Annotated in this window: 17 protein-coding genes and 1 pseudogene; 11 read left to right on the top strand and 7 right to left on the bottom strand. The window is 71.6% G+C overall.

Translation table 11 applies throughout. The annotated features are described in order from the left end of the window. Positions 1-488 precede the first annotated feature (488 nt). On the top strand, positions 489-1,571 hold the full coding sequence (locus ACWGJ2_RS33410) for a PP2C family protein-serine/threonine phosphatase (protein ID WP_453350075.1): 1,083 nt from the start codon (positions 489-491) through the stop codon (positions 1,569-1,571). Between the two features lie 221 nt (positions 1,572-1,792). Here ACWGJ2_RS33410 and ACWGJ2_RS33405 read toward each other — a convergent pair whose 3' ends face one another. Continuing rightward, the gene (locus ACWGJ2_RS33405) at positions 1,793-4,909 is read right to left on the bottom strand and encodes a hypothetical protein (RefSeq protein ID WP_453350069.1); all 3,117 of its coding nucleotides are present in this window, start codon (positions 4,907-4,909) and stop codon (positions 1,793-1,795) included. After that, entirely contained in the window at positions 4,909-5,451 is a 543-nt protein-coding gene (locus ACWGJ2_RS33400) for a hypothetical protein (protein ID WP_453350068.1), read from the bottom strand. The genes ACWGJ2_RS33405 and ACWGJ2_RS33400 overlap by 1 nt, the downstream gene beginning before the upstream one ends. A 245-nt stretch (positions 5,452-5,696) precedes the next feature. Here ACWGJ2_RS33400 and ACWGJ2_RS33395 point away from each other — a divergent pair, with 245 nt between their 5' ends. The 3 genes and pseudogenes from ACWGJ2_RS33395 to ACWGJ2_RS33385 all read left to right on the top strand — a co-directional run bounded on the left by ACWGJ2_RS33395 (position 5,697) and on the right by ACWGJ2_RS33385 (position 9,408). Continuing rightward, positions 5,697-6,173 carry a lanthionine synthetase LanC family protein gene (locus ACWGJ2_RS33395; protein WP_453350074.1) on the top strand — a complete coding sequence of 159 codons (477 nt, stop codon included), beginning with the start codon at positions 5,697-5,699 and terminating at the stop codon, positions 6,171-6,173. A 17-nt stretch (positions 6,174-6,190) separates the two neighbouring features. Then, positions 6,191-8,288, top strand: a pseudogene (gene fxlM / locus ACWGJ2_RS33390) (methyltransferase, FxLD system). Between the two features lie 97 nt (positions 8,289-8,385). Next, on the top strand, positions 8,386-9,408 hold the full coding sequence (locus ACWGJ2_RS33385) for a hypothetical protein (protein WP_453350067.1): 1,023 nt from the start codon (positions 8,386-8,388) through the stop codon (positions 9,406-9,408). A gap of 488 nt (positions 9,409-9,896) precedes the next feature. Here the strand turns inward: ACWGJ2_RS33385 and ACWGJ2_RS33380 are convergent, their stop codons facing one another. Continuing rightward, positions 9,897-10,880 (bottom strand): pirin family protein, encoded by a 984-nt coding sequence (locus tag ACWGJ2_RS33380; protein ID WP_453350066.1) that lies wholly within the window; start codon positions 10,878-10,880, stop codon positions 9,897-9,899. Positions 10,881-11,021: 141 nt separating this feature from the next. On the opposite strand from ACWGJ2_RS33380, the gene trxA reads away from it, so the two are divergent. Then, positions 11,022-11,435 carry a thioredoxin gene (trxA, locus tag ACWGJ2_RS33375; RefSeq protein ID WP_453350065.1) on the top strand — a complete coding sequence of 138 codons (414 nt, stop codon included), beginning with the start codon at positions 11,022-11,024 and terminating at the stop codon, positions 11,433-11,435. Here the strand turns inward: trxA and ACWGJ2_RS33370 are convergent. Together ACWGJ2_RS33370 and ACWGJ2_RS33365 are read right to left on the bottom strand one after the other, a co-directional pair. Continuing rightward, positions 11,366-11,989 carry a DoxX family protein gene (locus tag ACWGJ2_RS33370; protein WP_453350064.1) on the bottom strand — a complete coding sequence of 208 codons (624 nt, stop codon included), beginning with the start codon at positions 11,987-11,989 and terminating at the stop codon, positions 11,366-11,368. The genes trxA and ACWGJ2_RS33370 overlap by 70 nt on opposite strands. Before the next feature lie 151 nt (positions 11,990-12,140). Further along, positions 12,141-13,280, bottom strand: a complete 1,140-nt coding sequence (locus tag ACWGJ2_RS33365; RefSeq protein WP_453350063.1) for an ATP-dependent DNA ligase — start codon at positions 13,278-13,280, stop codon at positions 12,141-12,143. A gap of 107 nt (positions 13,281-13,387) precedes the next feature. On the opposite strand from ACWGJ2_RS33365, the gene ligD reads away from it, so the two are divergent. From ligD to ACWGJ2_RS33345, 4 genes are all read left to right on the top strand, one after another. Then, entirely contained in the window at positions 13,388-14,419 is a 1,032-nt protein-coding gene (gene ligD / locus ACWGJ2_RS33360; RefSeq protein ID WP_453350062.1) for a non-homologous end-joining DNA ligase, read from the top strand. 54 nt (positions 14,420-14,473) lie between these two features. Further along, on the top strand, positions 14,474-15,016 hold the full coding sequence (locus tag ACWGJ2_RS33355; RefSeq protein WP_453350061.1) for a GNAT family N-acetyltransferase: 543 nt from the start codon (positions 14,474-14,476) through the stop codon (positions 15,014-15,016). 149 nt (positions 15,017-15,165) lie between these two features. Beyond that, entirely contained in the window at positions 15,166-17,076 is a 1,911-nt protein-coding gene (locus ACWGJ2_RS33350; protein WP_453350060.1) for a glycoside hydrolase family 35 protein, read from the top strand. Positions 17,077-17,294: 218 nt separating this feature from the next. Continuing rightward, on the top strand, positions 17,295-18,935 hold the full coding sequence (locus ACWGJ2_RS33345) for a protein kinase domain-containing protein (RefSeq protein WP_453350059.1): 1,641 nt from the start codon (positions 17,295-17,297) through the stop codon (positions 18,933-18,935). Here the strand turns inward: ACWGJ2_RS33345 and ACWGJ2_RS33340 are convergent. Next, complete coding sequence (locus ACWGJ2_RS33340; RefSeq protein WP_453350058.1) at positions 18,925-19,845, bottom strand: TetR/AcrR family transcriptional regulator; 921 nt, start codon at positions 19,843-19,845, stop codon at positions 18,925-18,927. The genes ACWGJ2_RS33345 and ACWGJ2_RS33340 overlap by 11 nt on opposite strands. Positions 19,846-19,994: 149 nt before the next feature. On the opposite strand from ACWGJ2_RS33340, the gene ACWGJ2_RS33335 reads away from it, so the two are divergent. After that, positions 19,995-21,008 (top strand): ATP-binding cassette domain-containing protein, encoded by a 1,014-nt coding sequence (locus ACWGJ2_RS33335; protein WP_453350057.1) that lies wholly within the window; start codon positions 19,995-19,997, stop codon positions 21,006-21,008. Positions 21,009-21,081: 73 nt separating this feature from the next. Then, the gene (locus ACWGJ2_RS33330; RefSeq protein WP_453350073.1) at positions 21,082-21,810 is read left to right on the top strand and encodes an ABC transporter permease; all 729 of its coding nucleotides are present in this window, start codon (positions 21,082-21,084) and stop codon (positions 21,808-21,810) included. A gap of 30 nt (positions 21,811-21,840) precedes the next feature. On the opposite strand, the gene ACWGJ2_RS33325 is transcribed toward ACWGJ2_RS33330, so the two are convergent. Beyond that, positions 21,841-22,470, bottom strand: coding sequence for a TetR family transcriptional regulator (locus ACWGJ2_RS33325; protein ID WP_453350056.1), 630 nt, complete (start codon positions 22,468-22,470; stop codon positions 21,841-21,843). Between the last annotated feature and the right edge of the window lie 117 nt (positions 22,471-22,587).

Here is a 22,587-nt window from a genome sequence, read left to right as displayed (position 1 = left end):
GTGAGCAGCCCGGCGGCGAGGGCCGCGACGAGGACAGAGGCCGTGCGAGAGAGTTGGTGCATGGTGCCTTTCGCTCCAGGTGCGGGGCCGCCCCCGCCCCCCCAGCCGGCAACAGGAACAGCCCTCGATCGAATGAAGGAAACCCCCGGCCAACGGGGGCTGCACCGCAGGTGAGCACCTAGATCACCTTGGGACAGCAAGAAGGAGACACCCCACAGTGAAGAATGGTTGTGCGAATACATGGCGGGTCTCAGTAGTTCCCCGACGCTCTGAGTTCCGCCTGTCGCGGACGCTGTGTCTGCGGGAGTGGTCAGGGGAGCTTGTACGCGACATTTTCCCGGACGGTCTTGCGCCACGCCCCGCGTCCGGCACACGTCGGAGGCATACCAATTATCCCAACAGCTCTCGCGGTGTCAGCGAAATCACCTATTCTCCAGGGGCTGTTCACGCACACTGCCAAGCTGTGGGCACGTGACCGTCGCCTGAACATGCTCACACCGCCGGAGAGCGCCTTGGCTGGAAAGAAGGAGCGCGGCTCCCCTCTGCTGTCCGCTCTGCCGTACGTCGTGATGACAGTCGTTGCTGTGATCGACTTCACCGCTGGTCCCGGGGTGGGCTTCCTCCCGCTGGTCTCCCTCGGCCCCGCTTTCGCCGCCCTGTCGGGCAGTTGGCGGCGCACTGCTCTTGTCGGCATTCTGGGGCTTGCCCTGTGCACCGAACTCGCCGTACAGAACGACCTGTTGGGCGAGCGTAGAGGCTTCACAGCGCTCGCTTCGGTAGCCGGTGTGACAGCCGCTGGCGTGATCGTGGCGGTCTCTCGGCAGCGCCGCAAAGCCGAACTGGCCAGTGTTCGCTCCGTGGCGGAGGTCGCTCAACGGGTCCTGTTGCGTCCCGTGCCACGGCACGCGGAGAACCTGCGTGTCGCAGTGTCCTACACCTCGGCAGCCGCTGAGGCCCGGATCGGCGGAGACCTGTACGAGGTCGTCGCCTCCCCCGGCGGGGTCAGGGTCATCGTCGGCGATGTGCAGGGCAAGGGGCTTGAAGCGGTCGAAACCGTGGCCGACATCCTTGGGGCCTTCCGCGAAGCCGCGCACGATGAACCGGATCTGACGGCGGTGAGCATGCGTCTGGAGCGGGCCGCGAACCGGAAACTGTCCGGAGAGAAGTTCTGCACTGCGGTCCTGGCTGAAGTGAGCACCGACCACAGCGTCACAATGCTCAACTACGGCCACCCCGCGCCGATGACCATCCGGCCGGACGGCACCACCTGCTTCGCCGAACCACCCGAACCAGCCCTGCCCCTGGGCCTCGGACTCCTGGCCGAGCAGAGCCCGAGCCCCTTCCAGGTGGAGTTCGCCCCTGGTGACCAGATGCTGCTCTACACCGACGGCGTCGGCGAAGCCCGAGACCGAGCGGGTCACTTCTACCCGCTCGGGGAGCGGGGGTTCCTCTTCAAGGAACCCGACCCCGACGAAGCTCTCGCCGCGCTCCGCAACGATCTCGTAGAGCATGTGGAAGCGCCGCTGCACGACGACGCGGCCATGCTGCTCCTTCGCTACCGGGAGAGCTGACTACTGGCCACCGGCAGCGGTGGCTCGGGGAACGCACCGCATCAGGCGGGCGAGGACCTGCGCCTGATCGAGGAGGGAAGCCGCCTTGGCAGGAACCCCAGCCTGGGGCCGTGGTCATTCGCTCCTGCCGGGCGGGGATCGCTGTGTTGCCCAATTGCTGGTACGGAGGTTATGGAGGTCTGGCAGACGGTCTTCGATGCATGCGGCCTGCTGACCAGCCGTCAGTACGCGGCGGACGGGAAGACCGCTTCCACTCCGGTGTCGAGGGTGCGTCGCTGTCCCGCACCGGTGACCGTCAGCGAGAAGGTACCGTCGACGGGTGTGCGGACGACCGGTCGTCCGTCGATGACGGTGAGAGTACGTCTGGGCTCTTTGGTGAGCCGTTTCCAGGCGTCGGCGCCGGGGGCGAGTGCGAAGTGGGCGGGTGCCCTGCTCGTGTCGGTCTCGCAGTGGTCGGCGTCCGGCCCGGTCTCCCTGCGGTAGACCGCGTGCGCAGTACCGTCGGTGTCATACCACGCCTCGTCGAGCCGCCAGCCCAGGCCCAGTTCGCCCACAGGCACGGTGGTGGAGCCGACGCTGATCGAGCCCACCGGGTAGAAGGACTCACCGCACGAGCCGTACGGGGGCTGTCCTGTCGGCAGGTCGACAACGGCCCGTTCGCCGTCCGGGGCGACAGCCCAGAGGCCGGGCCGGTCCAACCGGGGTATTTCCACGATCCGCCGGGCTTTTTGAGGGGTCTCCAGTCGCGTGAGGAGGAACTGGGCAGTGGCCGCCTGGCCGTCTCCCTGGTTCTGGACCGCGGAGAGTGCGTAGGCGCGCAGTTCACCACCGTCCCAGGAGTTGACGAGCGTGGTGTTGGGCGGGCCGTCGTGAGCGGGCCCCGAGGGTATCTGCGGAAGGTCCACGTCCTTCGCTTTTCCGCCGTCGGCGGGGTACCGGGTGACGTCCGCACCGCTTGAGACGAGTTCCCCCTCCACGAAGGCGAGGGTGCAGGAGAAGCACTCCCAGGAGTGCTTCTGCCCGCTGGTCAGGTCGGCCATCTTCACGACGTCGTTCTCCGGAAGGCCGTCCTCCGCAGGAGCGGTGGAGACCTCCGTCCACGCGACCCGGCTGCCGTCTTCCGACCACACGACCTGCCCCGGCGCGGTCCGTTCGCCCGTCGTGGCCAGCGCCCGTGGACGGCCGTCGGGCTCGGTGAGGACCTTGATCTGTGTCTTCGTTGTCCAGGCCAGCGGCCTGAACACCGCCGAGGGCTCCGGTGACCCGGTGAGTTCCGCGCACCGGCGCCGGGCCGACTCGTCCGCGGGACTGGTCGTGGTCACGCACACATGGCGGGGCCGGTCAGCCGTCACCGTGCACGACTCCGCTTCCGGAGCGCCGTTGCAGCCCCAGTACAGCAGGCTGATGCCGGGGGGCAGCGGCTGCGTGGGGTCCACCGAGACCGGCCCTGACTCCCCCTTCTTGGAGGGGACAACGGTCGTGCAGTCCGTCGAGCCGTCTCCCACGGAGCAGCCGCTCTCGCGCTTCCCCGGCATACGGGCCTCGACGGCATGTGTCGTCACGGTCACTTTCACCGGCACGGTGTCCGCACCGGCCTGCTGGGCGATGACGACACCACCCGCCGTCACCGCCGCCGCGATACCACCGCCGACGACGACTTTCGCGGTGAGCCCCGCGCCGGTCTTCGCGGCCACCGCCACCGCACCGGGGTCCGCAGGCGGCGTGGAGGACAGCAGATGGGACGTGGTCTCGTGCACCGCGTCACCGGCCGTGTCCGGGCCGGAGACCGGGTCGCCGCCCGTGGCGCTGTCCGGCGGAAGCGAGGAGGTGTCGGGGTGTCCCAGCGCGTCGGCCCCGGACGCACCGCCGTCCGGCGCGTCGGGGAGGTGCGCGCCTTGGGGCGGTCCGCTGCCGCACGACTGCGCTGCGGCGTCCGCAGCCTCGGCGTGCCCGTCACTGCCCAACTCCCGCCAGAGCGCGGCGGCCGCGGCGAAGGCCGTGGCCGCCGCGACGCGCTTGCCGGAGACGAGCTTGCGGATTCCGTTCTCGTGGGTCAGGTAAGCGGCGATGTCCCGCAGTCCTGCCCCCTGGGCGGCTTCGATGCCGCGGTCGAGGAGGCTGCCCCAGGCGCCCGTCCGCAAGGAGCAGGCGAGCGCCGGCGAGGCCGCCCGCGCGAGTCGTGCCGCCACTTCCGGGCGGCGCGCCTGCGCGGTCGCGTCGATGACGGCGGTGAGCAGTTCCGCGTCCTGCGCCACGGCGGCGGGCTCCGTACCGTCCGCATCGACCCACTGCGTCAGCCGGTCGGCCAGGTCCACCAACGCCCCGGAGCCCGGCCGCAGGGAGGCCAGCTCGTCCGCGCCGATAGCGGGCGAGAGCCGGTGGCCCCGCTCGGTGGCCACGACGATCCCCTGCGCGGCCAGCCGTTCGCACACCATGGGAAGCTCTCCCACACCGCCGAGGAGCCGGGACAACAGAGCGGTGCTCACCGCTCCGCCCCGGGCGATGGCGAGGATCGCGGCGACCTCGCGCTCGGCACCGCCGAGGGATTCCAACAGCCCCGCCAGCAGCCCGTCGAGTCCGGCGGCGGGCGTGAGTCCACCGGTGGCCGTAGCGTGCAGCAGACGCAGCGGTGCCCCGGCAGTGGCGCGCCACAGTTCTTCAGCGACGGTCTGTTCGGCCGCCTCCAGCGGGCGGCCCAGGCCTTGGGACAACAGGGTGAGTGCGTCGGCGTGCCCCAGACCGGCCAGTGCCAGGGTTCCGCCCCTGCCGAGCAGTGTGCGCCGGACCCCCGCGTACAGCAGCACCGAGGCCGGGACGGCATCGAGGACGGTGTCCAGTTTCTGTGCGTCGACCTCCAAGTCGTCGAGTACGACCCGGATGCGGACCTGTGCCATCAGCCGACGCAGTTCCGTCGGCCCCGGGCGGTAGCCGGGTGCCTCGTAGCACGCTTCGAAGACGTCCTGGAGCACATCGCCCACCGTGCGTCCGGCGGCGTCCACGAACACCACCGGGCCGCCGCCCTCGTGCGCCAGCCGGTGTGCGGCAAGACGCAGCAAGGTGCTCTTCCCCATGCCGGGCGGCCCGTGCACCTGATACGCGCCGCCTTCCGCCAGCCCCGCCACCACGGTGCGCAGATCTGCTTCCCGCCCGAGAGGGCCGCGCGGGCGCCAGGGAAGGAGAGCCGTCTCCCGGGACGAACGCAGCACGGGCGCTGGGCGCTCTCCCGGTCGGACTACCTGGACGAAGGAACGGTCACCGGAGACGACGACGTTGTTGTCACCGATGGTCACGTGCCCGCGCACATCGCGGATTTCGATGGAGCCCGCCGGAGGGGCCATCAGTTCCCGTTCCCGTTCCCGTCCCCGGCCTCGCCCGGCGCCATGCACCGCAGGAGATCACCGAACGCGGCAACCGTATCGCCGCCAGCGTTCTCCACCAGCAGCGCGGCAGTGGGATGCAGCAGCAGGGCGGATACCGCGCCGAGAGCGGCCGGCAGCTTCGTGGCGAACCAGGTGCGGATCCTCTTCATCGTCGGCACATCGGGGTCGCCGTCCGTGACCGCCGCCTCCAACTCCTCCAGACGGTCCGCCGCCGCGCCCTTGTCCCGCTCGCCGATACCGTCGAGCCCTTCGAGCAGCTCGTGCACGCGCGCGAATGCGCCCCGCAACTCCGCGAGGTCTTCCTGTGTCACCGGCCGTGCCGCCCCGGCGGAAGCGCCGATGTCGCCACTGACGCTGTTGCCGTCTCCCACCGTGGTGTGCCCGGTGACGTCCCGCGCCGTCACCCGATAGGTGGGGCGATCCGCTCCGTCCGGTCCTCCGCCCTCATCACGGGTTCTGCCGTCACCCGCACCGTCGACACCCGCTCCGTGGTCATCCATGGCAAGGCCCCCTCCCCGTTCTCCCCCTTCGACCGCGCACATGCCACTGATTCACGCGGCGGTCGTGTTGTCAGCGTCGTCAGCGTAGTGGGAGCAATACCGAATGAGCAGGCAATCCAAAGGAAGGAGGAGGAACAATACCACCCATTCCATTTCATGGTCTTTTGCCATAACCAACACAAAACAGCGAATACGCGAGTTCTCAACCGAACGAGCCAGGCCATGAGCACTCATGACCATCCCGGATTACCTGCGAGCGCCTGCGTACCGGAGATCCGGGCGCCTGGCCATCCCGCCCATCGTGGTGTTACAGCACCGCCGGACTCGCCCGCGCCCAGCAGCTCGCCGCCCTGGCCCTGCACGACACCGCACGGCAGCGCAGGGCGGAGGACGCGCTGCTTCGCGCGGTGACCGATCAGGGACAACTCGACCAGACCGTCGATGCCTCGTTGTGCCACGGCTTCGCCGGTCTCCTCCACCTCACTCGGCTCATGGAAGCCGACGCGATCTCCCCCGGCTTGCCGCAGGCGGTGCCCAACCTTGTGCAACGGCTCCTGCCCGCCCGGCCCGAGTCCTTGTCCGAGTCCTTGCTGGCCCCCCGGAGCGGTCCGGTCGACATCGGCATCCTCGAAGGGGCCGCAGGAGTCGCCCTGGCCCTGCACAGCGCCCGGACAGGAACAGCGGCCACCGCCGCGTGGAACGCGTGCTTCCTGATCAACTGACCAAGGAGAAGGCACCTGTGCGCGACGCCGAGTGGCCCCAACGCATCATCGAGTTCTCCAACTGGTCCCGCGCGGAAAGCGTGGCCGTCACCCACCTCCGTCCCCTTCTGACGGCAGCTACCCGTGACGGACTGCTCCAGTGGTCCTTCATCCGCAAGGCCCCGACCTGGCGCCTGCGCTACCGCACCCCTCCCGGCGGCACGGCGCCTCTGGACCAGGCACTGAGCATCTTGGTCACCGACGGTGTGATCCGCGCATGGGTGCCCGGCATCTACGAGCCGGAGACAACCGCGTTCGGGGGACCAGCCGGTATGGACGTCGCCCACGAACTCTTCCACCGCGACAGCCTCCATGTCCTGGACCAACTCGCCCGTTGGCAACAGTCCCCCGCCCCGCCCCGCCCGGCCTCGGCCGCAGGGAGCTGGCGGTCATGCTATTCAGTGTGTCCATGCGCGCCGCCGGACTCGACTGGTACGAGCAAGGCGATGTGTGGGCAAGGGTCGCCGCCGAGCGCCCCCGCCCCCTCGCCCTCTGCCGCAACGGCACCGTGCCGCTGTACGGCGGCTGATGACGGTGGATGCCGGACGGCTCAGCAGCTCGATGACCGACGGCCGACTGGCGCCCCTCGCCGACTGGATCTCCACCTTCGAGTGGGCAGGCCAGCAGCTCGCACGCCTGAATCGCCACGGACGGCTGGAGAGAGGGCTGCGAGCCGTACTCGCACACCATCTGATTTTCCACTGGAACCGTCTGGGCCTCCCGCGCGAGGACCAAAGCGCCTTGTCAACGCTGGCGAAAGAGGCAGTCATGGGTACGGGCAAAGATGCCGCGTCCACACCAGGCAAGGGCAACGCGACGGCTACTGTCGCCGGTGTGAACAGCGACTCGACCGAGACCAGTCCCGATGCTCTGCGGGCCCGCTTCGTAGACCAACTGGTCGGCAACGGCAGCATCTGCACCCCGCACGTCGAAGAAGCGATGCGATCCGTACCCCGGCATCTCTTCGTGCCACAAGCACCATTGGAGAAGGCGTACTCCAACTCCACCGTGGACACCAAGCTCGACAGCGCAGGTCGGCCGATCAGTTGTGCCTCCCAGCCCAGCATCGTGACCATGATGCTGGAACAGCTCCAGGTCGAGCCCGGCATGAAGGTACTGGAGCTGGGCGCCGGCACCGGCTTCAACGCCGGACTCCTGGCCCACCTTGTCGGCGAGAAGGGGCACGTCATCACCATCGACGTGGACAAGGACATCGTCGAAGGTGCCCGTTCCGGACTGGAAGCCGCCGGACTGGAAAACGTCACCGTCCTCCTGGGCGACGGCGCCCAGGGAGACCCCGCCAACGCCCCCTACGACCGGATCGAGGCGACCGTCGGCGCCCACGCGGTCCCCCACGCCTGGCTCGACCAGCTAGCCCCCGGCGGGCGCCTGCTCTCCCCCCTGCGGCTGCGCGGCAGCGTCTCCCGCTCCATCGCCTTCGAGCGCGACGCCCAGGGGCGCTGGCGCAGCGTCGGCTCCGAGATGAACACGTTCATGCCGCTGCGGCGCGGAATCGCCGACGACCCCCGGGCTTACATCCCGCTCTCCGAAGACGGCAGCGTGACCCTGGTGGCCAATGGCGACCAGCACCCGGACGCCGACGCGCTCGCCAACGTGCTGTCCCAGCCGCGGGCCGAAGCATGGACAGGCGTCACCCTCCGTGGACCTGAATCGCCTGAGTGGCTGGAGCTATGGCTCACCTGCACGCTCCCCGAGGGGCTCAGCCACATGCCCGCGATACGGAAAGCCATCGACAGCGGCCTGCTCACCAACCCCTACCCCAGCGCCACCGCGACCTTCGACAAGGGGACGCTCACCTACCTCACGCGGCGCAAGGCCGACCACACCGCTGCGGACGGCGCCTCGCTGTACGAGTTCGGGGTGATCGGCCACGGGCCCGAGGCCGAACAGCTCACCAAGCGCGTCGCCGACGCGGCACGCACGTGGGACGCAGACTTCCGCAACCGGGAGGTGGTCTTCGAGATCCAGCCGCTCGACGCCCCCGCCCCCGAGTACAAGCCCGGCCAGTTCGCCTTCGACAACCCCCTGAACCGCATCATCATCGAGTGGCAGTGAGATGGAGATCGGCCGGATAGCGAGGCGCTTCCCGTTGGTCGCCCGCCCACGCCCCGCCTGCCCGCCACTCGACGAACGCGTCGAGGAGGTAGTCGAGTTGGCTCGCTCCGCTGAGCGGACGGCGAAGCTGAGCCTGGCGGCACTCGCGCAGAACAAGGCGGCCCTGATCGCCAGCGACTGCGGCGTACCCGATCTGGCCCGCACGCTGTGCTGGCGTCACGCCGAGGTCTTCCTGGGCGCACAACCCCTGAGCGCCCAGGAGGCCCGGTACGCCCTCGAACCCGTCGTCAACCTCGCCCGGCTCCTCATCCGCGACGGAGACGGGAGCGGCGCCTATCGCGTACTCGAAGACCTGACGCACGCAGCCAGGTCTGGTGGTCGTGCGGAAGTAGACGGTCACACCGTGTGTTTCGGGAACCTGACCGCCACGCAAGAAGACCACCACCAGCTCCACAGATGGTTATGGACGGTCCTCCTCGCAGACGGAATCCGCGCCTTGGTCGCAGCGGGAGAATGGGAACGGGCCCGCGCTCAAGCCCGGCAGCACCGCGGAATCGGCACCCGCCTCCTCGACGGCCGCCAAGTGGAAATAGTGGGCCGCTGCCCTGCCGGAGATCCAGCAGACGCCCACGCTCTCTTGAACAGCAGTGTCACAGCCGAACCGTGGGAACGCCCCGTCGCCTCATGCCTGGCTGTCCTCTGCCAACGCCAGGCCGGAGAGGTCGAGCAGACCACGCTCGCCACCATGGTGCAGGACTACCTCAGTCTGGACACCCCAGCGGAACTGGACTTCTTCCGCACCCGAGTCGGGCTCTCCGCTCTCGATCTGTCCGAACTGGACCCCGCCCACACCTCCGCCATCACCGACCGGCTCCTGCCAGAGGCAGCAGGCGGTCGCAATGGCTACATCGCCCGAGAGGTACTGGCCCACCCCACCTGCCGAGAGCGGCTGGAGCGAGCCACACAAAGAGCCCTGCGCACGACCCTCTCGTCCTCGGGGCTCGGCCAGGGGTACATTCCGACGTTCCTGGAACAAGACCTCCTGCACGCCGCGGAGCGCAGCGCCACAACGGCGCAACGCCTTCTCGCACACAGACAAACCGCCGATCACAGCACCTGACCACGCCTGTCCGACAACCGCACGCCGACCGGGCACGACCTGCGTCGGCACCGCAGGCAAGCCCCCGGCCCCTGATGCTCAGATCCAAGCCGTACAGCGGAACGCGTCACGCAAGGCTTGTGGGAACCCTGCAAACGGAACCCGGCCGACGCTTCGGTCAGCATCGTTCCGAGGACGGCTGCACCCAGCTTCGTACGGGCTCAGGCCACCGCGTCCTCAACAGCCGCAGGCCGTCTTGAGGACCCGCTGGCGAACCGGCTACAGGAAGCATCGGCGCAGGCACCGACCAAGACCTGATTATTCGTCAGTAAAGTCAGCATGAGGTCAGCATGAGTCCGACCAGAGATGACCACACCCGACGAGACGCGCACTTCAAGATCAGCCGCGAGCGCAACATGAAGGATCTTTGCATGAGCAGACAATGAGCGGCGAACCAAGAGTCGTACCCCTTACGTCGCCCACCGCCTGCCGTTCCACGAAATACCTGTTCAGCGCACCCTCCCCCGCGGTTTCAGCGGCACAGAAGGCAGCTCCGGCGCGGGCAGCCGAGCCCCGTCGTACCCCTTCACTTCGCCGAAGCGTGTCCCCGACGTCCAGTCCTCGCGGGCCTGGGCGATCTCCTCCCCCGTACGGCCGATGAAGTTCCAGAACATCACCAGCTTCTCCTCGAAGGGCTCCCCGCCCAACAGCAGCAGCCCGCTGTCCGTGTCGGCGCGCAGGGGCAGGGAGTCGCGTCCGCAGCCGAGGTAGAGCATCGAGCCGGGCGCCAGCCGCACGCCGTCCACCTCGGTGGTCCCGGACATGGTGAGCACCGCGTACTCGAAGTCCGGTTCCAGGGGCAGGCGGGCGTGGGTGCCCTCGGTCAGGGTCAGGTCGGCGCCGACCAGGGGGGTGTGGACGGTGCCCGGTGAGGTGGCACCGTCCAGGTCGCCGAGGATGACGGTCGCGTCCAGCCCCTCGCTCGCCGCCCCCGCAGAGCCGGTAACCCGGGGCAGCCCCGCGTGGTGCTCGAAGGCGGGCTCCCGGTGCCGGTGCTCCTCGGGCAGCGCCACCCACAGCTGTGCCCCGTGCAGCAGCCGCGCGTGCTCGCGCGGTGACTCCTCGGAGTGCGAGATGGCGCGGCCCGAGGTCATCAGGCCCAGCTCGCGCGGCCCTACCGTCTGGAGGCTGCCGAGGCTGTCGCGGTGCAGCACCTCGCCCTCGTGCAGCCAGCTCACGGTCTGGAGTCCCATGTGGGGGTGCGGCGGCACCTGCATGCCGGGCTCGTCGGCGATGTCGTCGGGCCCGTAGTGGTCGACGAAGCACCACGCGCCCACCATCCGGCGCCCCAGGTTGGGCAGCAGCCTGCGTACCTCGGTGCTCTCGCCCAGCGGCCCCGTGCGCGGCTCCAGCAGTTCACGCACGGGGCGGGCCGACACCTCCTCGCGGCCACCGCAGGAGGACGGGGCCGGCCGCAGATCGAGATTGCTCATGTCTTCCGCACCTCTCGTGCATCTTCGTGCCGTCGCAGGGAATGCGGGGCCGTACGACATCGTTCCACGGGCAGGTTTCCCCACGCCCGCACAGCGGACGAGACCGGACGAGACCGAGAGTCCCCACCGCAGGAGAGAGACATGAGCACGGGCACGCTAGAGCTCACCAAGGACAACTTCGACGAGGTTGTCTCCGGCAACGACTTCGTCCTGATCGACTTCTGGGCGAGTTGGTGCGGGCCGTGCCGTTCCTTCGCGCCGGTCTACGAGGCCGCGGCCGAGCGGCACCCGGATCTGGTCTTCTCGAAGGTCGACACCGAGGCGCAGCAGGAGCTGGCCGCGGCCTTCGAGATCCAGTCGATCCCGACCCTGATGATCGTCAGGGACCGCACGGTGATCTTCTCCCAGCCCGGAGCACTGCCCGAGGCGGCCCTTGAGGACGTCATCGGGCAGGCGCGCGCCCTGGACATGGACGAGGTGCGCCGTCAGGTGGAGGCGGAGGAAGCCGCCGCGTCGGAGTCCGGGTCAGGGTCCTCCGCCGGTTCCGCCGCCTGAGCGCGGTTCCGCCGGGACAGCACGGTCGCCGCTGCGACGGCCGTTCCGGTGAAGGCCAGCGCCATCGTCCACGGCTGATCGAGGCGGTGCCCGGTGAGCCGGTCCAGTGAGTACCGGCCCGGGCCCGTCAGGGCCAGCCCGGCCGCGACGAAGCCGAGCAGCGCCGGGTACTCGTAGCCGCCCGAGGTGGCGAAGAAGCCCGCGGGCGCGTGCACGGCGACGGCGCCCGCCATGGCACCGGCAGCCGCGGCGCCCGCGGCCGGTGTCCCGAGGCCGAGCGCGAGCAGCGCACCGCCGCCCGCCTCACCGGCGCCCGCGGCGAGGGCGCTCTGCTTGCCCGGGTGGAAGCCCATGTGCTCCATGGCCCCCGCTGTGGCCTCCAGACCGTGGCCGCCGAACCAGCCGAACAGCTTCTGCGCGCCGTGCGCGAACAGCACACCGCCCGTCCCGGCCCTGAGCGCGAGCAGTCCGAGGTCCTTCCTCTTCTGGTGCCACTCGGCGCGGGTGCCCCGCGCGTGCGGGCACGGGTGCGCGTGCGGGTGCCTGTGCGTCATATGGGTGTCCCTCCTGGGCGGGCCCGGCTCCTGGGGCTTCCCGGCGTCCCGCGCGGCCTCGGTGTCTCCTCCCCCAGTCTTGGCGGCGGCCTCCCGCGCCACCCGGCGGGCTGGGCCGTACGGGTGACGGCCCCCTCTCTCGCCGGTGCTGTCAGCCGGTTCCGGTGCCGGCTCCGGCTCCGGTGCCGGGGTGGCCCGTCAGCGCCTCCGTCAGGTCGTACGTGACGGGCTCCTCCAGTTGCGCGTACGTGCACTCGCGCGGCTCACGGTCGGGGCGCCAGCGGCGGAACTGGGTGGTGTGCCGGAAGCGGGCCCCCTGCATATGGTCGTAGGCGACCTCGCAGACCCGCTCCGGGCGCAGCGGCACCCACGACAGGTCCTTGCCGCCCGACCAGCGGCTCTGGCCGCCGGGGAGCCGGGACGCCGCCTGCGCCTCCTCGCTCTCCCACTCGGCCCAGGGGTGCCCGTCGGCCGACTCCATGCGCAGCGGTTCCAGCTCCGCCAGCAGCTCGCGGCGCCGCGACGCCGTGAAGGCGGAGCTGACGCCGACGTGCTGGAGGGTGCCGGAGTCGTCGTACAGGCCCAGCAGCAGCGAGCCCACGCCCTCGCCGCTCTTGTGGACGCGGAAGCCCGCGAGGACGCAGTCGGCGGTGCGCTCGTGCTTGACCTTGACCATGACGCGCTCGTCGGGGCGGTACGGCAGCGACGGGCGCTTGGCGATCACGCCGTCGAGCCCCGCGCCCTCGAACTGCTCGAACCACTTTCGTGCCACCTCGACGTCGTCCGTAGCGGGCGCGACGAACAGCGGCCCCGACGCTCCCTCGCCCCGCGCCCCGCCCCGCGCCCCGCTCAGCGCGCCGGACAGTGCCCCGGTCAGCGCCGCGCGGCGCTCGCTGAGCGGCGCGCCCAGCAGCGAGTCGTCGCCCAGCGCCAGCAGGTCGAAGGCGACGAGGCTCGCCGGGGTCTCCTGGGCGAGGAGCCGCACGCGTGAGTCGGCCGGGTGGATGCGTTCCAGCAGGGCCTCGAAGTCGAGCCGTCCGTCGCGCGCGATGACGATCTCGCCGTCGAGCACGCACCGCTCGGGGAGGCGTGCGCGCAGCGCGTCGGCGAGTTCGGGGAAGTAGCGGGTGAGCGGCTTGGTCGTACGGCTGTCGATCCGGATCTCGTCGCCGTCGCGGAAGACGAGGGCGCGGAAGCCGTCCCACTTGGCCTCGTAGTGCATACCCGACGGGATGCGCGCGGCCGGCTTGGCGAGCATGGGTTTCACGGGCGGCATCACCGGAAGGTCCATGGTCGCGATTGTGCGGCGGCCCTGGGCGCCTCGCCTGTCGGGCCCGGCCCCCTACGGGCGGCCCCTGCCGGGAGGCGGGTCCCGGCCGCGCGGCTTAGCGTGACCGTATGGCAGAGGCGGTGGAGCTGACGGCCGGCGGCCGTACGGTGCGCGTGTCCCACCCGGACAAGGTCTACTTTCCGCGACGGGGCCTCACCAAGCTGGACGTCGCCCGCTACTACCTCGCCGTCGGCGACGGCGTGCTGCGGGCGCTGCGCGACCGGCCCACCACACTGGAGCGCTACCCCGACGGGGTGGAGGGCGAGTCGTTCTTCCAGAAGCGGGCACCGAAGAACCTCCCCGAGTGGATCCCCACCGCGCGCATCAGCTTCCCCAGCGGCCGGTACGCCGACGAGATCTGCCCGGACAGCACCGCGGCCGTGCTGTGGGCGGCGAACCTGGGCTGCCTCACCTTCCACCCCTGGCCCGTGCGGCGCGCGGACACCGACCGGCCCGACGAGCTGCGCATCGACCTCGATCCGCAGCCCGGCACGGACTACGCGGACGCGGTACGCGCGGCCCTGGAGCTGCGCCCGCTGCTCCAGGAACTCGGGCTCGACGGCGGCTGGCCGAAGACCTCCGGAGGGCGCGGTCTGCACGTCTTCGTGCCCCTCGTGCCGGAGTGGACGTTCACGCAGGTGCGCAGGGCCGCCATCGCCGTCGCGAGGGAGCTGGAGCGGCGGGCGCCCGCGCGGGTCACCACCGCCTGGTGGAAGGAGGAGCGCGGCGAGAAGATCTTCGTGGACTACAACCAGACGGCCCGCGACCGCACCATCGCCGGCGCCTACTCCGTCCGACCGCGCCCGCACGCGCCCGTGTCGGCGCCGCTGCGCTGGGACGAGGTGGAAGCGGCACGTCCGGAGGACTTCGACCTGGTGACGATGCCCGCGCGCTACGCGGAACTCGGCGACGTACACGCCGGGATGGACGCGCGGCCTTGCCGTCTCGACGCCGCGCTGGAACTCGCGGACCGCGACGAGCGCGAACACGGCCTCGGCGACCTCCCCTATCCGCCCGAGCACCCGAAGATGAAGGGCGAGCCGAAGCGGGTCCAGCCCAGCAGGGCGCGGGACGCGAAGGACGGTGCGAGGGGCGCGTAGCCCCGGCTTCTTATTCGTTTGCCGCAGGCCAGGCCCGTCGGTTAGGAAGCCCGCATGCTAACGGGCAGCAAGGTCGGGCTGAGGGCCCGGCACGAGGACGACATTCCGGTTCTGCGGACCGAGTTGTACGACGACGTGGTCAACGCCTCGCGCGCCGAAGGCGGGCCGTGGCGGCCGCTCAAGCCGGATACGAAGGACCCGCGGCTCGTGGTGGACGACACGCAGCAGGGGGTCGTCGCGTTCTCGGTGGTGGAGCTGGCCGGCGGCACGCTGATCGGCACCGCGACGCTGTGGGGCATCGACAACCACAACCGGTCCGCGCACATCGGCCTGGGGCTGCTGCCCTCCTCGCGCGGCAAGGGCTACGGCACCGACGTGGTCGCGGTGCTGTGCCACTACGGTTTCGTCGTGCGCGGCCTGCAAAGGCTTCAGATAGAGACGCTGTCGGACAACGCCGCGATGCTGCGCTCCGCCGAGCGCAACGGCTTCGTCCGCGAGGGGGTGCTGCGCTCCTCGGCCTGGGTGCTGGGCGAGTTCATGGACGAGGTGCTGCTCGGGCTCCTCGCCCAGGACTGGAAGCCGGACGCGAAGGGCTGACGCGAAGGGCTGAGGCAAGGGGCTGACGCGATCAGTCCAACCGGTCACGGGCTTTGTCCATGGACCGGCCCCCGCACGCGCGTCACCGTGGACGAAGGCCCGGTGCACGGCGAGCGGGTGGACGACGGAGAGAGCGGGGGCCTGGGGGCGTGGCCGAGTTCACGGTGGGCGAAGCTGACTTCCTGCTCGACGGGCGGCCCGTACGCCTCCTCTCGGGGGCGCTGCACTACTTCCGGGTGCACGAGGCCCAGTGGCCGCACCGGCTGCGCACGCTGCGCGCGATGGGCCTCAACTGCGTCGAGACGTATGTGCCGTGGAACCTGCACGAGCCGCGCGAGGGACGGTACCGCGACGTGGCGGCGCTGGGCCGGTTCCTGGACGCCGCGCGGGAGGCGGGGCTGTGGGCGCTGGTGCGCCCCGGCCCGTACATCTGCGCCGAGTGGGAGAACGGCGGGCTGCCCTCGTGGCTGACGGGGCGGCTGGGGCGGCGGGCGCGCACGCGCGACCCCGCGTACCTGGACCTCGCCGACGGCTGGCTGCGGCGCGTGCTGCGCGAGGTGGTGCCGCGTCAGGCGGACAGGGGCGGGCCCGTGCTGATGGTGCAGGTGGAGAACGAGTACGGGTCCTACGGCTCGGACCTGCCGTACCTGCAACGCCTCGCCCGAACGCTGCGGGGCGCGGGCGTGACGGTACCGCTGTTCACCTCGGACGGGCCCGAGGACCACATGCTGACGGGCGGCTCCGTGCCCGGTGTCCTGGCCACGGCGAACTTCGGCTCGGACGCCCGCGACGCGTTCGCTGCGCTGCGGCGGCACAGACCGCACGGGCCGCTGATGTGCATGGAGTTCTGGTGCGGCTGGTTCGGACACTGGGGCGGCGCGGAGCCCGTCGTGCGCTCGCCCGCCGAGGCGGCCGAAGCCCTGCGGGAGATCCTGGAGTCCGGGGCCTCGGTCAACGTCTACATGGCGCACGGCGGCACCAGCTTCGGCGGCTGGGCGGGCGCCAACCGCGCGGGCGAGCTGCACGACGGAGCGCTCCAGCCGACGCTGACCTCCTACGACTACGACGCGCCCGTCGACGAGTACGGGCGGCCGACGGAGAAGTTCCGGCGCTTCCGCGACGTCCTCGCCCCCTACGCCGAGGGCCCGCTCCCCCCGCTGCCCCCGCCCCCGCCCGCGCTCGGCGCGCCCGCCGGGGCACGGCCGGTGCGGTGGGCGCCGCTGGGCGCGGTCATGGACGCGCTGGGCGGCGAGGAGACGGAGACCGCGCTCCCGCCCAGCTTCGAGGACCTGGACGTGGACAGGGGCCTGGTGCGCTACCGGCTCGACGTGCCGGGCCCGCGCCGCCCGTACCCGCTGCGCGTCACGGGGCTGCGGGACCTGGCCGTGGCCTACGTGGACGGGCGGCGGGTCGGCGTGCTCGGGACGTACGCGGGCGCGGACGCCGGGGGCGAGGACGGGAACGGGGGCGGGGACGCGGAGTCGGCGGTCGTCGGCGAGGTGGCGGGACCGGCCGCCGTGGAGCTGTGGATGGAGTCGCTGGGCCGCGTCAACTACGGGCCCCGGCTGGGCGAGCCCAAGGGCATCACGGGCGGGGTGCTGCACGAGCGGCAGTACGTGCACGGGGTGCGGGCGCGGGGCCTGCGCCTGGACGCGCTGGAGGAGCCCGGCGCACTGGACCGGGTGCCGTTCGTGCCCCTGGCCGGGCCCCTGGACGTGGCACGCGGGGGCGAGGGGGAACTGCCCGACGCGGGGCGCGGATTGTTCAGCGGCTCCGTCGAGGTACGGGGCGCGGGCGACGCGGTCTGCGCGCCGGAGGGCTTCACACGGGGCTATGTGTGGGTCAACGGCTTCTGTCTGGGCCGCTACTGGGCGACGGGACCGCAGCGCACCCTCTATGTGCCGGGCCCGGTGCTGAGGGAGGGGGCGAACGAGGTGTGGGTGCTGGAACTGGAGCGCGCCTCGGCCCCGTACCTGCGCTTCGGCGCCCCGGAGGACCCGCCGGAAGCGGACCGCGCCGGCCCGCCCGGCGAGAACCGGGGCCGCCCCGGCGCCGTCTGACGCGTCGCCGAACCTGTGGGGGACCCGTGGGGCCCATGGGGGCCATGGGGAACCCGTCGCCGTGTGCGTCGGCGAACCCGTCATCCCCGGACAACCCCGGACGTCTCCCTGACACCCCCGGGCTCCTTGCACACCTCCCCCACCGGTGCCGGGGGATCACCCCGTTAGGGTGCCTGGAGGAACATGTGTGCCCCAGGGGGAAGCGGAGAGTGTGCGGCGTGAGCGACCAGGACCGGCTGGTGGCCGGAAGGTACCGGCTGACGCGGCAGCTGGGGCGGGGCGGCATGGGCACCGTGTGGCTGGCCTCCGACGCGCTCCTCGACCGTCAGGTCGCGGTCAAGAAACTGCGTGTCCCGGCCCACTTGGAGGACGACGACCGGGCGCGGCTGTACGAGCGCACGCGCCGTGAGGCGCGCAGCGCGGCCCGTATCAGCCATCCCAGCGTCATCATCGTGCACGACGTGGTCGAGGACGACGGGCTGCCGTGCATCGTCATGGAGTACGTGCCCTCGCGCTCGCTGAGCCAGGTGCTCAAGGAGGACGGGCCGCTCTCCCCCGAGCGGGTGGCGGGCGCCGGGCTGGCGATGGCGTCGGCCCTGCGCGCGGCGCACGGCGCGGGCGTGCTGCACCGGGACGTGAAGCCCGCCAACGTCCTGCTCTCGGCTCCCCACTCGGCACACGGCGCCCACGGCGGACGCACCGTCCTCACCGACTTCGGCATCGCGGCGGCCTCCGGGACCTCGACCCTCACCCGTACCGGCGAGTTCGTCGGCTCCATCGACTACGCGGCGCCCGAGCGGATGCAGGGCGGCGTCTCGGGCCCGGCCGCCGATGTGTGGGCGCTGGGCGCCACGCTGTACGAGGCGGTCGAGGGGAAGCCGCCCTTCCGCAGGGACACCTGGGTGGAGACCGCCTACGCCACGGCCAGCGAGCCCCCGCGTCCGATGGAGCGGGCGGGAGCGCTGGCGCCGCTGATCGAGCGGCTGCTGGAGAAGGACCCCGGCGAACGCCCCACGCTGGAAGAGGCCGAGGCCATGCTGTCCGGCAGCACGGCGACGGTGGCCTCCGGCGGCGCGGCGGCGGTGGCGCGGCCGGGTGGCACCGGGTCCGGCGCTCCTGCGGGTGCCGAGGTCCTGGCGGCCGGGCCCGCCGAACCGGCGACAGCGACGACCGGCGCGCAGCGCCGCACCACCGTCGGCGGCGGCGACGGCGCCGAACCCACGCTGGCCACGGGGCGCCACCCGCGCCGCCGGGGCCGCGCGGTGGCGTGGGCCGTCACGGTCGCGGTCGTCGGCTGCGCCGCGGCGACCGGGGGCTGGTGGTTCGCGCGGGACAGCACGGCGACGCCCGCCACGTCCACCGCCTCTCCCTCCGCGGCACCGTCCGAGAGCGCGAGCCCGTCGCCCACGCGCCCCGCCACACCGGAGGGTTACCACCGCGTTCAGGACCCGCTCGGCTTCTCGGTGGACGTGCCCGACGGCTGGCACCGTCAGGCGACGTCGGGCGAACAGGCCGACTACATCGCGCCCTCGGGCCGTACGGGGCTGAAGTTCAGCGTCCTGGACTTCGCCGACACCAGCCCGCTGCACCACTGGCGGCAACTGGAGCCCGAGGTGCGGGCGAAGTCCCCCGGCTACGAGCGGCTGCGCATGAACGCCACCGCGTACCAGGGCGAGCCCGCCGCGATCTGGGAGTACACCTGGCAGGGGCGGGTGCGGCCTTACCACGTGGTCGACCTGGGCTTCGGCAAGGTCGGCGAGACCCAGTACGCCATCTACCTCTCGGCGCCGGACGCCGAATGGGACGCGGCCAAGCCGTACTTCGACGTGGCGGCCCAGAGCTTCCGCGTCACGGAGTGAGGGGGGCACGCGTGCGCGTGCCGTCCTCGCCATCGCCGTCGCCGTCGCCGCCCTCTCCCGTGCGGGAGCGGACGAGTGCCTCGACGCCGTCGAGGATGCGGTCCAGGCCGAAGGCGAAGTCCCCGTCGGGGTCCTGCTCCGGGTCCGGCTCGGAGTCCTGCCCTGCGCCCCCTTCCGCGTCGCGCCACGGTTCGAGGACCCCCGACGCGAGGACCGACGTGATCGCGGGGAACCGCTCGGGGTCCGTGAGCCGGCGCAGCAGGTGGGCGTAGGAGGCCGTGGCCTCCTCCATGGTCCTTCCGGAGGCGCGGGCCGCCTCCACGAGGGAGGCCATGAGGACCGCCTCGCTGCGTACGTAGCCGCCCAGCAGTGAGAGCACCCCCAGCTTCTCGCCCTCGTCGAGGCCCGTGCCGCGCAGGCAGGCCAGGCCGCGTTCCATCCACGCCACCGAGTTCGGGGTGGCGGGCGGCATGGTGACGGGGACGTGGATCGTCCAGAGGCAGCCGTGCAGCATCGCGCGCTGTGCCCGCGCCCAGTGCTCGATCCCCCGGCGCCATCCCTCGCCCGGCGGCGGCCCGTCCGGAGGCGTCCCGTAGGCGGCGTCCGTCATCAGGACGACGAGGTCGTCCTTCGAGGACACATAGCGGTACAGCGCCATGGTGGAGACCCCGACCGCCGAGGCGACCCTGCTCATGGAGACGGCGGCGAGCCCCTCGGACGAGGCGATGTCCGTCGCGGCGGCGACGATCGACTCGACGGTGAGCCCGCGTGCCGGGCCCTTCGTGGGGCGCTCCCGCAGCCCCCAGGCCGCCTCGATGCCGGGCGGCAGCCCGGTGCCACTTCCCGAACCGCCCGAACCGCCTGAGCTGCCGGAACCGTCCGTCCCCCCGGCCTGCTTCGCCTTCGCCATCGCCGCCGTCCCGCTCCCGCCCGCGTCGTGCCCCGTGGGAGGGGCTGGTCTCCCTCTCCGATCTGTGTATAACATACGCAGTAGTGCGTACTACATACACAGTGCCGGGCGCGGAACGCGCCCAGCCCGACCACACAGGGGGAACCGGCATGGGGGAACGACCGGCCGTCGAGGCCGAGGGGATGACGAAGTCCTACGGGACGGCGAAGGTGCTGGACGGGGTCGGCCTGCGGGTGGCGCGCGGCAGCGTCTTCGCACTGCTCGGACCCAACGGCGCGGGCAAGACCACCGCCGTACGCGTCCTCACGACGCTCACCCGCGCCGACGCGGGCAGCGTCCGGGTCGCGGGCTTCGACGTCGTACGGGAGCGCGGTCGCGTACGACGCGCGATCAGTCTGACGGGGCAGTACGCGGCGCTGGACGAGGCGCAGACCGGCGAGGAGAACGTGCGCATGATGGCACGGCTCAACGGGCTGTCCACGCGCCACGCCCGCGAGCGCGCACGCGCCCTGTTGGAGCGGTTCGGACTCGGCCAGGCCGCCGGGCGCAGGGTCGCCACGTACTCCGGCGGCATGCGCCGCCGCCTCGACCTCGCCGCCGGTCTCACCGGCAGCCCCCAGGTGGTCTTCCTGGACGAGCCGACCACCGGGCTCGACCCGCGCAGCCGCCGCACGATGTGGGACACCGTCTCCGGCCTCGTGGACGACGGCGTGACGGTCTTCCTCACCACGCAGTACCTGGAGGAGGCCGACCGGCTCGCCCACCGGGTGGCCCTGCTCGACGAGGGCCGGGTGGTCGCCGAGGGCACACCCGCCGAGCTGAAGCGACGGGTCGCGGGACAGCGGCTGGAGCTGACGCTGACCGACGCCGCGGCCTACGAGACCGTCGCAGCGCGCCTCGGCACCCGCGCGCTCGGCGCGGACAGGGAGGCGCTGACGCTGGGCGTGGCAACGGACGGGCACGCGGCGCACGTACGGGCGCTGCTGGACGAACTCGACCCGGAGCGCGTGGCCGTGGACCGCTTCGCCGTGCACGGCGCCACGCTCGACGACGTGTTCCTCAGCCTGACGGGCCGCGCCACCGCACCAAGCCCGCACGAGGGCGCAGCCGACCGCGATCAGCACCGCGGGCCGCACCGGAAGACGGAGCACGCCGATGTCTGAGTCCACCGCACTCCGCACCCCGCCCGGAGCCACACCCCGCACGGCGTCGCACACCCTCAGGGACGCGCGGACCATGGCGGCGCGCTGCGTGCGGCTGAGCACGCGCAACCCCGACGCGGCCGTCGTCTCGCTCCTCCTGCCCGTCCTGCTGATGCTGGTCTTCGTCTACTTCTTCGGCGGCGCGATCCGCTCGGGGACCAGCACCTACGTCACCTACGTCGCGCCCGGCGTGCTGATCCTGTGCGCCGGGTACGGGGCCTCGATGACCGCCGTCAGCGTCTCCCGGGACATGACCGAGGGCATCATCGACCGCTTCCGCTCGATGGACGTCGGCGGGTTCGCGGTGCTGTCGGGGCACGTGGCCGCGAGCCTGGCGCGCAACGCCGCCGCCACGGCGGCGGTGCTCGGCGTCGCCTTCGCCATCGGCTTCCGGCCCCGGGCCGACGCGCTGGAGTGGGCGGCGGCCGTGGGAATCCTGGCGGTCTACGTGGTCACGCTGTCGTGGCTGGCCGCCGCGGTGGGGCTGCTCGCACGCTCCCCCGAGGCCGCGAGCGGGTTCACCTTCTTCATCCTCTTCCTGCCGTACCCCAGCAGCGCCTTCGTGCCGGTAGGGACGATGCCGAGCTGGCTGCACGGCTTCGCCGAGCACCAGCCGGTCACACCCGTGATCGAGTCCCTGCGGGCGCTGCTACTGGCGGGCCCCACGGGCACGGCACCCTGGCAGGCGCTGGCCTGGTGCGCCGGGCTGCTGGCGCTCGCGGTGCCCCTGAGCAGGCTGTTCTTCCGCATCCGTACCGCCTGACCCGTACGGCACGTAACCCCGGGGCCGCCGCTACGCGTCGCGCCAGTGACGGCGGCCCAGGCTGATGAGCCGGAGCTGGTTGCGGGCCGTGCGGGAGACGCTGGCCTCGTCGGGGCCCTCGCCCTGCGCCGCCTCCAGGAAGGCCGAGGCGGTCATCACCATGTGGTCCACGTACATCTCGCCGAGCATGCGCATGTCCTCCGGACTCCAGCCCGCCGAGACCTCGTCGGTGCCGAGCACGACGGCCACCTCGTCGGCGAACCTGTCCAGTTCGGCGCCGATGGCGGCGCGCACGGCCTGGACGCCGCCGTGGCGCTCGCGGGCCACGAAGCGGATATGGCCGGGGTGCTCGCGCACGTAGCGCGCGATGGTGGCGACGGTGGTCCCTATGCGCTCGCCCTCGTCGTGGCGCTCCTCCAGCACCGCGCTGATCACCTCGTGCAGGCTGCCGAGGGACTCCTCGACGAGGGCGACACCGAGATCGGCGGTGTCCCTGAAGTGCCGGTAGAAGGCCGCGGGCGCCACCCCCACGGCGCGCGTCACCTCCCGCAGGCCGAGGCTGCTCAGGCTCTGGTCCTCCAGCAGTTCCAGCGCCGCGTCGAGGAGGGCGCGGCGGGTCTTGGCCTTCTGGACGTCACGGAGGGTGGGGGTGTGGCTCATATCATTCAGTAAACAGTCGTACGCCCACCCCACGCAATGTAGGCTGGAACTCAGTGAACAGTTGTCACGCCAGTTGTTCACTGAAGCGTGATCATTGGCCCCTCGACCACAACTCGG

The sequence above is a fragment of the Streptomyces sp. NPDC054796 genome (assembly GCF_053611545.1).
This window is presented reverse-complemented; position numbering and strand designations above follow the sequence as displayed.

What these genes read in the sequence shown, in the direction of transcription:
- ACWGJ2_RS33365 (WP_453350063.1), bottom strand. Translation starts at nt 13,280, where the DNA reads ATGGACCTTCCGGTGATGCCGCCCGTGAAACCCATGCTCGCCAAGCCG.
- ACWGJ2_RS33340 (WP_453350058.1), bottom strand. Translation starts at nt 19,845, where the DNA reads ATGGCGAAGGCGAAGCAGGCCGGGGGGACGGACGGTTCCGGCAGCTCA.
- ACWGJ2_RS33410 (WP_453350075.1), top strand. Translation starts at nt 489, where the DNA reads ATGCTCACACCGCCGGAGAGCGCCTTGGCTGGAAAGAAGGAGCGCGGC.
- ACWGJ2_RS33335 (WP_453350057.1), top strand. Translation starts at nt 19,995, where the DNA reads ATGGGGGAACGACCGGCCGTCGAGGCCGAGGGGATGACGAAGTCCTAC.
- ACWGJ2_RS33370 (WP_453350064.1), bottom strand. Translation starts at nt 11,989, where the DNA reads ATGACGCACAGGCACCCGCACGCGCACCCGTGCCCGCACGCGCGGGGC.
- ACWGJ2_RS33355 (WP_453350061.1), top strand. Translation starts at nt 14,474, where the DNA reads ATGCTAACGGGCAGCAAGGTCGGGCTGAGGGCCCGGCACGAGGACGAC.
- ACWGJ2_RS33400 (WP_453350068.1), bottom strand. Translation starts at nt 5,451, where the DNA reads ATGGATGACCACGGAGCGGGTGTCGACGGTGCGGGTGACGGCAGAACC.
- ACWGJ2_RS33380 (WP_453350066.1), bottom strand. Translation starts at nt 10,880, where the DNA reads ATGAGCAATCTCGATCTGCGGCCGGCCCCGTCCTCCTGCGGTGGCCGC.
- trxA (WP_453350065.1), top strand. Translation starts at nt 11,022, where the DNA reads ATGAGCACGGGCACGCTAGAGCTCACCAAGGACAACTTCGACGAGGTT.
- ACWGJ2_RS33405 (WP_453350069.1), bottom strand. Translation starts at nt 4,909, where the DNA reads ATGGCCCCTCCGGCGGGCTCCATCGAAATCCGCGATGTGCGCGGGCAC.
- ligD (WP_453350062.1), top strand. Translation starts at nt 13,388, where the DNA reads ATGGCAGAGGCGGTGGAGCTGACGGCCGGCGGCCGTACGGTGCGCGTG.
- ACWGJ2_RS33330 (WP_453350073.1), top strand. Translation starts at nt 21,082, where the DNA reads ATGGCGGCGCGCTGCGTGCGGCTGAGCACGCGCAACCCCGACGCGGCC.
- ACWGJ2_RS33325 (WP_453350056.1), bottom strand. Translation starts at nt 22,470, where the DNA reads ATGAGCCACACCCCCACCCTCCGTGACGTCCAGAAGGCCAAGACCCGC.